The sequence below is a fragment of the Streptomyces sp. NPDC050636 genome (assembly GCF_040654775.1).
GTDB lineage: Bacteria > Actinomycetota > Actinomycetes > Streptomycetales > Streptomycetaceae > Streptomyces.
On sequence record NZ_JBFAIP010000151.1, the window covers coordinates 1 to 10,634 of the forward strand.

The 10,634-nt window shown below is 70.1% G+C and carries 9 protein-coding genes and 4 pseudogenes; 9 read left to right on the plus strand and 4 right to left on the minus strand.

The window, feature by feature from the left end; genetic code table 11:
• Window positions 1–124 precede the first annotated feature (124 nt).
• From AB0I10_RS38545 to AB0I10_RS38555, 3 genes and pseudogenes are all read right to left on the minus strand, one after another.
• Window positions 125–1,984, minus strand: coding sequence for a BRCT domain-containing protein (locus AB0I10_RS38545; protein ID WP_363157413.1), 1,860 nt, complete (start codon window positions 1,982–1,984; stop codon window positions 125–127).
• Between the two features lie 348 nt (window positions 1,985–2,332).
• Entirely contained in the window at window positions 2,333–2,854 is a 522-nt protein-coding gene (locus tag AB0I10_RS38550) for an aldolase/citrate lyase family protein (protein WP_363157414.1), read from the minus strand.
• Window positions 2,851–4,006, minus strand: a pseudogene (locus AB0I10_RS38555) (CoA transferase). Before AB0I10_RS38555 ends, AB0I10_RS38550 begins: the two are co-directional and overlap by 4 nt.
• Before the next feature lie 359 nt (window positions 4,007–4,365).
• Between AB0I10_RS38555 and AB0I10_RS38560 the strand changes: the two are divergent.
• The 8 genes and pseudogenes from AB0I10_RS38560 (at window position 4,366) to AB0I10_RS38595 (ending at window position 10,331) form a co-directional block, all read left to right on the plus strand.
• Entirely contained in the window at window positions 4,366–4,800 is a 435-nt protein-coding gene (locus AB0I10_RS38560; RefSeq protein ID WP_363157415.1) for a MarR family transcriptional regulator, read from the plus strand.
• 17 nt (window positions 4,801–4,817) lie between these two features.
• A complete protein-coding gene (locus AB0I10_RS38565) occupies window positions 4,818–6,236 on the plus strand; it encodes an MFS transporter (protein ID WP_363157416.1) in 1,419 nt (472 codons plus the stop codon).
• Window positions 6,237–6,301: 65 nt separating this feature from the next.
• Complete coding sequence (locus AB0I10_RS38570; protein ID WP_363157417.1) at window positions 6,302–6,886, plus strand: hydrolase; 585 nt, start codon at window positions 6,302–6,304, stop codon at window positions 6,884–6,886.
• Window positions 6,887–6,944: 58 nt separating this feature from the next.
• A pseudogene (locus AB0I10_RS38575) lies at window positions 6,945–7,514 on the plus strand (alcohol dehydrogenase catalytic domain-containing protein); the annotation flags it as partial.
• Between the two features lie 46 nt (window positions 7,515–7,560).
• A complete protein-coding gene (locus AB0I10_RS38580; protein ID WP_363157420.1) occupies window positions 7,561–7,989 on the plus strand; it encodes a CoA transferase in 429 nt (142 codons plus the stop codon).
• Window positions 7,989–8,834: a CoA ester lyase gene (locus AB0I10_RS38585; protein ID WP_363157421.1), complete on the plus strand. Its 846-nt coding sequence runs from the start codon at window positions 7,989–7,991 to the stop codon at window positions 8,832–8,834. The genes AB0I10_RS38580 and AB0I10_RS38585 overlap by 1 nt, the downstream gene beginning before the upstream one ends.
• A gap of 729 nt (window positions 8,835–9,563) precedes the next feature.
• Window positions 9,564–9,851: a hypothetical protein gene (locus tag AB0I10_RS38590; protein ID WP_363157418.1), complete on the plus strand. Its 288-nt coding sequence runs from the start codon at window positions 9,564–9,566 to the stop codon at window positions 9,849–9,851.
• A 282-nt stretch (window positions 9,852–10,133) separates the two neighbouring features.
• A complete protein-coding gene (locus tag AB0I10_RS38595) occupies window positions 10,134–10,331 on the plus strand; it encodes a hypothetical protein (protein WP_363157419.1) in 198 nt (65 codons plus the stop codon).
• Window positions 10,332–10,387: 56 nt separating this feature from the next.
• Here AB0I10_RS38595 and AB0I10_RS38600 read toward each other — a convergent pair.
• Window positions 10,388–10,492: pseudogene (locus AB0I10_RS38600) on the minus strand (hypothetical protein); the annotation flags it as partial.
• A gap of 58 nt (window positions 10,493–10,550) precedes the next feature.
• Between AB0I10_RS38600 and AB0I10_RS38605 the strand changes: the two are divergent.
• Window positions 10,551–10,634 (plus strand): annotated as a pseudogene (locus AB0I10_RS38605) (nucleotidyltransferase family protein); the annotation flags it as partial.

The following is a 10,634-nucleotide window of genomic DNA, read 5'->3' on the forward strand; positions in this document are numbered from 1 at the left end:
ACACCCCAGACCCTTCGTCTGGACGAAGACCGCCGACGAGATCCTCGACAAAGTCGCCGCCTACTGTCGGAGAATCTCCGACTCAGGTCACTAGGGCTATAGCTAGGGCTATAGCTAGCCGACGTCACTTGAGTAGCTCAAGTCGCTCGCGTGCGGTGCGAGCGGTGCGGACGACGTCGAGTTCGCCCCAGCGCGCGGGCCAGGCCAGGCGATCGCGGACGGTCCAGGCGAGGACCGCGTCCAGCGACTCCGGCCCTCTGCCGTCCGGGGCGATCACGACGCCCTCACTGAAGGCCGCGCACCATGTCGTGTCATCGGGTGCGAAGTTGTGCGTCTCGACCATCCAGTGCGTCGGCGGCGTGTGCTTGGGTGCCTGTGGTGTGCGCAGGAAGGTGAAGTCGCCGAGGATCTCGCCGGATCCGGTGTGCAGGAACCGCAGCGTGGTGGGGCCGAGGGCGATCAGGACGTCGTCGGCGCACCACAGCAGCGCACCGCTCGCGACCGGTACGTCGAGGGTGCGCAGCCGCCGCGGCGCGTCGTCCGTCAGCGACCACACCTCTGCCCGCCCGTCGGCGGTGAGCCAGGCGCCGGCGTCGCCGGACGGGGACCAAGCCCAGGAGTGGGCGGAGACGCGGTGCTTCGCCACGGGCGTGACGTCGAGGCGGTGGCGGAAGCGGTCCGCGTCGTAGATGAGGACGCCTGGTTCCGCTCCGGCGGCGTTGCCCTCGCCCACCTGGGCCGCCAGCCGCGGCACATCGCCGCGCATGCCCCATCGCAGCGACGTCACCCCTTGATGCCCGGGCCCTTCTCTGGTCGGCTCGCCAGTCAGCGCGTCGAGGAAGCACAGCCCCTCGCGGTCGTGCGCCAGCAGCCGGTCGTCCGGGCTCCAGTCGGCCGGTCTGCCGATCTCGGCCACCCACTGCGGCTGCCCGGAAGCGACATCGACGACGAATGCCTCGGGCCGGCCCCGGCCCTCGCCCTGCGCCAGCAACCGGGTGCCGTCCCGCGACCAGCGGACCCGGTCGGCCCGGAGCGCGGCATCGTCGTGCGCGTCCTCCTCCTTGTTCCGCAGATCCTCTCGCAGCCGTTCGGCCAGAAGGAACGGATGCGAGGGGCGCGTGCGGCCGATCGTCCAGCTCAGCCTGCTGCGCTTCAGGAACGGGACGACGCAGCCGCCCACCTCGCACGGGGAGTCGGACGCCACGAAGGCGCTGCCGGCGTCGGGCGCCAGCGCCCAGGCCCGCGGCCGTGCCGCATGGTCGGCCACCTTGGCGTCGGCGTGGGCCCAGGTGTGCTTATAGCCGTCAAGAGAGGAAGAGAACGGGTCGAAGACACCGACCCAGTTGGTGTTGTACGCGAGGCCGATGCGGCGGCTGTCGGCCGACCACTGGATGCCGCCGTCGTGGCCGGGCCAGCCGATGCCGCCGTCGATGCCGCGCAGGACACTGACACAGCGTCCCGTGGCCACCTCCCAGATCTGCAAGGTGCCGCCGGCCTCGTGGTCGTCGCCGAGCGAGGTGCCAGTGGCCAGATAGCGGCCACAGGGGCTGAGCGCATAGTCGTTGATCTCCGCCTCATGGCCGTACGGATGGCGCAGGCAGACCTCCTCCATGGCGCGGACCTCGCGGGTGGCGGCGCGGTGCTCCTCGGTGATGCCCTGCTCTCGCTCCAGCTTGAGCAGCCGCGTCCGCAGGGCCACCAGGTCCGATTCCTCCCCCGGCGCGAACCCGTCGTCGGCGGCGCGGGAGTCGCTCCCATCGGCGAGCAGGGACGCAAACGCAGAGTCGTTGAGTATCGGGAGGTTGCGCCGGACCGCCTCCTCGTATGTGCTCCCGTACCGGTTGACGGTGAACACCAGGTCCGTCCTGCCGGACAGCGTCTCCGTCACCCGGGCGCCCAGCTCCTCCAGTCGCCGCTTCGCCTCGCTCCTGGTCCAGCCGCGGAAACGGCCGTTGAGCACGATTGTCATCCCTCGTACGTCCATGCTGCAGACGGTAACCGTCGCCACTGACAACGCCCCGCCCACCAGGCTGCATCTCTTCCTCCTACCGCTCAACGCACTTGATCGGTCGCGCTTCCTCCCGCAACCGGGCCACCTCTTCCCGGGCCACCTCTTCCCGGGCGTCCAGCAAACCGGATCACCGTCTCGACGGGCCGAGTACCTCCGAGTTGTTGCGCAGGTCGTCCTGGCGGACGGCGCCGAGCCACTCGGTTGAGGATCATCCTGGAGATGGTTCGGGGCGATGGCGGAGCCCGGCGCCGCTCCGCCGCCGGGCCTCACGCGCGCCGCGCACCGCCCCCGCATGTCCAGGAGAAGCTGCACGACGGTGCCTCACTCCGGCACGGCAGCCTCCCGCAGCACTTCGCCCACCGTCCGCCCGCTCCCCAGCCCACGAATCGCCTGCCGCAGCCCCTCGGCCTGCTCAGTGCCGAGTTGCGGCGGGGACGCGGTGGCCAGTTGGGACAGCGCTTCGACGCCGAGGGCGGATTCGACCAGGATCTGTACGCCCGCCTGGCTGCCCGCTTCGGCCAGCCAGGCAGCGGCGTCACGGATGTGTTCGGGGCGGTCGACCTTGGGCAGCCGTACGGCGGCGAGTCCGGGCCCGGCGACGGCCTGGATGTCGTCCTGGCACAGGCCGCTGGTGGGAGCGTTGACGCGTACGTAGGTGGGCTTGGGCGGGGTGCTCGCGAGAATCCCGGCCGCGGCGGCCCGCGCCTCGTTCTTGCTGCCGAGCGGTACGGCGTCCTCCAGGTCCAGGACGACGGCGTCCGCCTCGCTCGCGTACGCCTTCTCCACCAGGCGCTGCTTGTGCGCGGGCGCGTACAGGTAGCTGCGGTGGACCACGGCGGTCATATGGCTCTTCTTTCGCTGAGGGCGGCCAGTTCCTCGGCGCCGATGCCGAGTTCGCCGAGGATCTCGGCGGTGTGCTGGCCGAGGCGCGGGCCGGCCGTGCGCACGGATCCGGGGGTCTCGGAGAGCCGGAAGGTGACGTCGGGCATGCGGATGGCCTCCAGTTCCGGGTCGGGGACGGAAATGATGGATTGACGTGCCGTCAGCTGCGGGTCGTGCAGCACATCGGCGAAGTCGTAGACCGGGCCGATGGCGGCCTGTGCCTCCTCGAACCGCTGGATGACCTCGTCCCGGGTGCGTTCGGCGATCCAGCCGCCGACCGCATCGTCGAGTACGTCGCTGTGCCGGGCCCTCCCGATGCCGGTGCCGAACCACTCCTCCTGGGCCAGTTCGGGGCGGCCGACCAGCCGTACCACCCGCTCGGCGATGCGGACCGTGGTGGCGGAGACCGCGACCCAGGCGTCGTCCTTGGTCCGGTAGACGTTGCGCGGCGCGTTGTTGGGGGGAGCGGTTGCCCTGCCGGGTGGGCATGACGCCGGTCAGGTCGTAGGTGGCCAGCGGCCCGCCGAGCACCCCGAGCATCGACTCGACGATGGAGAGGTCCACGACCTGGCCGCGGCCGGTGACCTCCCGGGCGCGCAGGGCGGTGAGCGCGGCGAAGGCGGCGGTGAGCCCGGCGACCGCGTCGGCCAGCGGGAAGGAGGGGAGGGTGGGCGGCCCGTCGGGCGTACCGGTGAGGTGCGCGAGGCCGCTCATGGCCTCGCCGACGGTGCCGAATCCGGGGGCGGTTGGCGTACGGGCCGCTCTGGCCGAAGCCCGTCATGCGCAGCAGGACCAGGCGGGGGTTGTCGGCGCTGAGCGTCTGGTAGTCCAGGCCCCAGCGCTCCAGGGTGCCGGGCGGAAGTTCTCCACGATCAAGTCGGCGTCGGCAGCGAGCCGGCGGAAGAGGCGCTGGCCGTCCTCGGTGTCCAGGTCGAGGGTGGCGGAGCGCTTGTTGCGGGCCACCACCTTCCACCACACGGGGACGCCGTCGCGCTGGGCGCCGTAGCGGCGGGCCGGATCGCCGTCCGGATGCTCGATCTTGACGACATCGGCGCCGTAGTCCCCGAGCAGGGTGGCCGCGAACAGGCCGGCGAACAGGGTGGCGGTGTCGATGACGCGGAGTCCGGCGAGCGGTCCTGGGGCTCCGACAGGCTCCCGGCGCTCGTCCGCGTCACCCGGGGGGGGTGGGGGGTCATGCGTGGCTCCTTGTGCTCACGGGCGGCATGGGCGGTGCCCGGGGAGGAGCCCCGGCGCCTGCCCAGCGGCTGGAACACCAGCAAACATTGGTAAGTACAGCGAAGTAAATGCAAGGAAGGTCACCCTCAAGAGTGCCCGGCCATTTTCGGCCATTGTGGGTTCTTTACGCAGGTGAAACGCGGTCTTTCCGGAGTTCGCAGTACCGTGCCCGCCCCTCGCCGCATCGATGGATCTTGACAAGAAGTTAAGCCTGGCTTGTAAGCTAAGCTTCGTTTGTGGAAGATACTCACGAGACCGCCGACCTGGCCCGCCAGACCCGCGACAGCGTGTCCGCACTGGCCCGGCGCATGCGTCAGGAACGCCCCTCGCACGGCCTGGGGCTGACGAGCACCTCCGTGCTCAGCCATCTGGTCCGCACCGGACCGCTCAGCCCCAAGGAACTGGCCACGCGTGAAGGCGTACAGCCTCAGTCGCTGACCCGTCAGCTCGCTGCTCTGGAGGAGCGCGGGCTGATCACCCGCCGGCCCCATGAGCACGACCGACGACAGGTGATCGTGGAGATCACCGAGGTCGGCCGTCAACTGGTGGAGACCGACCGGCAGATGCGCGACCAGTGGCTCGCCAAAGCCATGGCCAAACGACTGACGCCGGTGGAGCGCGAGGTACTCGCGGCCGCGAACAAACTGCTGGACCTGCTGTCCGAAACCTAGAAGACCGAGGGGGTGCCGTGGCGTTACCGACCGCGCAGACGGCCGTGGAGAAACCGACTGCCAGGGCGCGTATCCCGCTCGGCTTCCTCACCCCGATCGTGCTGGGCACCCTGCTCAACGCGCTCAACTCGTCGATGATCGCGGTGGCGTTGCTGTCCATCCAGGACGCGTTCCACGCCGGCTCCGAGGTCATCTGGCTGGTGTCCGGGCTGTACTTGGCCACGGCCGTGGCGCAACCGGCGATGGGACGGCTGGCCGACGCGTTCGGCGCCCGGCGCATCTTCGGCCTCGGCCTGGTCCTGGTACTGATCGCGGCCGCCGCGGCCCCCTTCGCCCCCTCCCTCGGCTGGCTGATCGCCACCCGTGTCGTGCTGGGACTCGGCACCTCGGCCGCCTACCCGGCCGGGATGTCCATGATCCGGGCCTGGGCGACCGAGAACGCCACCCCGGGCAGCACCCCGACCGGCGGCCTCGGCGCCATCTCCGCCGCCTCACAGGTCGCGGTCGCACTCGGCCCGCCGCTGGGCGGCCTGCTGGTCCAACTCGCGGGCTGGCGCGCCATCTTCTGGATCAACATCCCGCTCACCCTGGCGGCCATGGTCATGGCGCTGCTCTGGCTGCCCGCCGACAAGCCCATCAGGCGCGGCGAGCTGGGCGCCACCGTCCGCGGCCTGGACCTGCCCGGCATGGCCTTGTTCGTCGGCGAGCTGTGCGGCCTGATGCTGTTCCTGCTTTCCCTGCCGGACAACCCCCGGTGGTGGGCGCTGGCCGCCTTCGTGGTCCTTACGGCCGCGCTCATCGTGCGTGAACTGCGCGCCGCGCGCCCGTTCGTGGACGTACGGATGGTCTCCCGCAACCGCCCGCTCGCCGCCACGTACGCACGCGTCGCGGCCACCTACGTCGTCTTCTACTCCGTCACCTACGCCCTGCCGCAGTGGCTCCAGCAGGGCCGCGGCCTGTCCGAGGCGCAGGCGGGTCTGGTCATGCTGCCGGTGGCGGGCCTCGGCTTCCTCACCACCATGTGGGCCACCCGGCTGGTGGACCGGCGGCTGCGGCTCGTCCTGATCACCGGCTCCGCGGCGCTGTGCGTGGGTAGCGGCGCCCTGGCCCTGGTCGGCTCCACGGTGCCGATCTGGGCGGTGCTGATCATCGCCGCGGTGCTGGGCCTGCCCAATGGCTTCAACAGCCTGGGCAACCAGACACTGATGTACCGCACCGCGCCGGCCGACGAGATCGGCACCGCCTCCGGGCTTTTCCGTACGGCCCAGTACATCGGCGCCAACCTCTCATCCGCCCTCGTCGGCATCGCGGTGGGCGGCTCCGCCGACGACTCGGGCCTCCATCTGCTGGCCGCCGTGATCACGGGCATCAGCGTCGTACTTCTCCTGAACGCCGCCACCACCCGGCACCTTCGGGGTGCCGGAAACCGCGGCTGAACCAACCACCCCTGGCGAACGCACCTGTATCCGCACGCCATTCGACACTGTTGAAAGGACCCCCCATGCCCGTCATGGAACTCAGCCCCAAGTCCGCACTCGTCGTCCTCGACCTCCAGCAGGGCATCCTGGGCCTGCCGCTTCAGCCCCACCCCGCCGACCGCGTGGTGGACAACAGCGCCAAGCTGGCGCACGCCTTCCGCGCCGCCGGCCTGCCGGTAGTGCTGGTCAACGTGGCGCACGGCCCCGACGGCGGCGCCGCGCTACAGCCGCGCGCCGACGTCCCGCACAACCCGCCGGCCCTGCACCCGGAGTTCTCCCAGCTCTCCGCCGAGCTCGCGCCGCAGCCCGACGACCTGCTCATCACCAAGCGTCAGTGGGGCGCCTTCACCGGCACCGAGCTGGACATCCAGATGCGCCGCCGCGGCGTCGAGGAGCTCGTACTGACCGGCGTCGCCACGAACCTGGCGGTGGAGTCCACGGCCCGGTTCGCCTACGAGCACGGCTACCACGTCATCGTCGCCGAGGACGCGACCAGCACGTTCTCCGCCGAACACCAGGACTTCGCGATCAAGAAGATCCTGCCGATGATCGCCCGCATCGACACCACGGACGCCGTGCTCACCGCCCTCAAGGCGGTCGCAGGCTGACCACCCCTCCCCCCTCCCCTCCCGTCCCCTCCCCCCGTATTGCGAAATCGGAGAAGTCATGAGCCCGACCCTCGCGGCAGCCGTGATCGAAGGCCGCAACGGAGAAGAACTGCACAACCTGCCGGTGCCTGACCGCATGAAGGCGGCGGTCATCCAGGCGAGCGACGTCGAGATGTTCCGCGGCGTGACCGACAAGGACGTCCGTAAGTCGATCCACGTGGACGAGGTGCCCATACCGGAGTTAGCGCCCGACGAAGTGCTGATCGCGGTGATGGCCAGCGCGATCAACTTCAACACTGTCTGGTCGGCCACCTTCGAGCCGGTCCCCACCTTCCGCTTCCTGGAGCAGATGGGCAGACGCGGCGGCTGGGACGCCCGGCACGACCTGCCGTACCACATCCTCGGTTCGGACGCTTCGGGCGTGGTGGTACGGACCGGTTCGGCGGTACGCCACTGGAAGGCCGGCGACGATGTGGTGGTCGGCACCGCCTATGTGGACGAGCAGGACCCGGCCACCCACCGCGACGGCATGCTCGGCGAGGACCAGCGGGCCTGGGGGTTCGAGACCAACTTCGGCGGGCTGGCCGAGTACACCGTCGTCCGCGCCAGCCAGCTGCTGCCCCTACCGCTGCCGCGACGGCCGCTGGCTGGCCGTCTCCACCAGCGCGCAGAGCATCGCCGAGCGCGTACTGCACCTGGTCGGCCGCCCCGACCTGGTCGAACAGCCGTGGTTCCGCAGCGGTACGGGCCGGGCGGAACATGTCGAGGAGCTGGACGCGGTGGTCGGCGGCTGGATCGGCGAGCGCGACTCCGCGGACGTCATAGCGGCCTTCGAGAAGGCCCAGGCGGCCATCGCGCCGATCTACAGCTCCGCCGACATCATGGCCGACCCGCAGTTCGCGGCCCTCGGCAGCATCGTCCACCTCGCCGACCCGGAACTGGGCGACCTCGCCATGCAAGGCGTCCCGACCCATCTCTCCAGCACCCCCGGCCGGGTCCGCTGGGCCGGCCGGCCGCTGGGCGCGGACAACGACGACGTCCTCGGTGCGCTGGGCGTCGATGCGACCCAGCGCGCCGAGCTGCGCCGCAAGGGGGTCATCTGATGCGGGCGGTGCGCAGTTGGCTGTACGTGCCCGGCGACCGCCCCGAGCGCTTCGCCAAGGCAGTGGACAGCGGCGCCGATGCCGTCGTCATCGACCTGGAGGACGCGGTCGCACCGGCCCGCAAGGAGGCTGCGCGCGAGGCCGCCGCCGCCTTCCTGAGCGCCGGGCACCCATGCCCGGTCTGCGTACGCGTCAATCCCCTGGGGGGCGGCGGTGAGGACGACTTGGCTGCCCTGCGTGGCACACACATCGCGGCCGTACGCCTGCCCAAGTGCGAACGGCCCGGCCAGCTCGCCGACGCGGGCCGTTCGCTTCCCGGCGTCCCGCTGATTCCGCTGCTGGAGACCGCACTTGGCGTCGAACGCGCCTTCGCGCTGGCCACTGGCCACCCCCAGGTGGCAGGCCTGGCGTTCGGCGCGGGCGATCTCGCGGCGGAACTGGGCACCGGCCACCGGGACGTCCTGGACGCGGCCGGATACCGCGTGCTGCTGGCGGCGGCCGCGGCACGGCTGCCCAGACCGCCGATGAGCGTCTATCCGGCCATCAAGGATCTCGACGGCCTCAAGGCGGACTGCGTACGGGGCCTGGAGCGCGGTTTCTTGGGCCGCTCGGTGGTCCACCCCGCCCAAGTTCCCGTCGTCAATGCCGCCTTCACCCCCGACTGCGGCGAACTGGCTGCGGCCCGCCGCCTCTTGGAGCGCGTCGAGTCGGCCACCGCTCACGGCTCCGGCGCCTGGCTCGACGTGGACGGCAACCTGGTCGATGCGGCCGCGCTACGCCAGGCACGGGCCCGGCTGGCCACCGGTGTGCACTTTGGCGCGGAGGGCGGCCCCGGCCCCACCTGAAGCGCCACAGGAAGGCGAGCGAGAACCGGCACTCGTAACCTGCGCCCTAGGACTCGGGGCATATTCCCGTCTGCGCATGTCATCTGACTGAAAAATACCTACCTCGACTCGCCCTTCGGTAGCGTGGTTCCGCTGTCGTAGCTCTCTCTTTTGAGCCAACGCCTCGGGAAATGTGCCGCCCGCCGTGCGGGCGACGCCGTGCGTCAGTGGGGGACCGCGCCCTATGCGCTGTCTGCGGAGAGGGAGTGAGCCGAAAAGGCGTCCCTCCCGCGTTTGCTGAAAACGCGGAGGTATCGGCAGTGAAGAAGAAGAGGACATGGCAGAGGGAAACAGCGCAACGGTTCACCATCGCCCTGGCGGTTAAGGCGCTGTGGGCGCTGATCTCGGAAAGGCTGTTCCCTGACGCCTAGTGATGTCCGCTGGTCGAAGTGCGCCGCGCTCCTGGGCGCCACCACTTCGGCCAGCTCCTCACTGGCTACCGCCCGCGGCCTTGCGGCACGCATCCATGAGAGTCACCCGCGCCGCCTCCGCCAGATCCTCCCCCGGCCTCCCGCGTTCGTGTTGCGCCTCTGGAGCTGATCACTGCGTTTCGGGACAGGGCTCGGCATGTTCGCGCCTCCGAAAATAGAACAGGGATCGTTCGCCAATCACGTACGGGGGCTCTGCGCATATCGGCTGACCGCACGGGGAGTCTGGCAAAGCTAACTACCGCCAGAGGAAAGGACGTTGATGCGACGCATCGCTACGGCACTGGGAACCCTTGCAGCTGCAGCCACCCTCGCGCTCGCCCCCGGCTCCGCGTACGCGGCCGACGGAGTACTCATCGTCAACGACACTGCATATGAGGAGCCCAGCGGCTGCTATGACTCGGACCGCTGGCCGCTCAGCGTCAGCAATCACACTGACGGAATCGCCCTTGTCTTCTCAGAGCCAGGGTGTGGAGGGGAAGTAACCGAAGCGGTGTACCCGGAGGAGAGCGCCGTCTCAGAATTCGGCAACTCCGTCTACATCGACTGAGCCACCCACACGAGGAGGGGGCGGCGGTACGCCAACTCTGCGCCCCCTTCCCGCCCCTAGCGCGACCTGACGACTTGGAACCCGTACAGATTCCGAGGCGCCATCACGCTTCGGCGCCCCGCGCTCTCGGGCATGGGTAGCCCCCTGGGTACGGCCGCGGGCTCACTCAGGATCGCATGCCGAATCGTTCCGCTAGCCCCACACGAGTGACACGACGCATGCACCAATACACCTACGGGAAGCCAGCGAGTGCTGCAATTCCCATACGAAGAAGGGTTGTTCATGCGTCGAATCACTGCCGTGGCCATCGGGACGCTCGCGTTCCTCGGCGTACTTGCCTCACCGGCCAGCGCCGTCCCGGACCCCGTAGGGACCATTACCTGTCTCACCGAATCCGCCGGCGACGTAACGGCCCTCGTCGACCCCGCCAGCCCCGGAGTCCCCAGCGAAATCCCGGGCGCCAGCTGCCTGGCACCCTGACCCTGGGCGGAACTCCTCGGCTCCGCCGTGGTGTTCCTCGGCGGAGCCGATCGGTCGGCGGCTTCGGCGCCCACGACGTCGGCGAGCCGCTTCTTGTCGGCGTCGATGAGTTTCCAGGCCACCCGCGACCGGATGCCGAACGGGTCGCCGCACCACTGCACCTGCCAGTCAGCATCTGCCAGTCAGCGACCCAGACGGTGAGTTCCATACCCCAAGGCGCTGCTCGACCACAGGGGGCGCCCCTTGGTGGAGCACGCCGCGCGGGTACTGAAGGACGGCGGCTGCAGTCCGGTACACATCGTG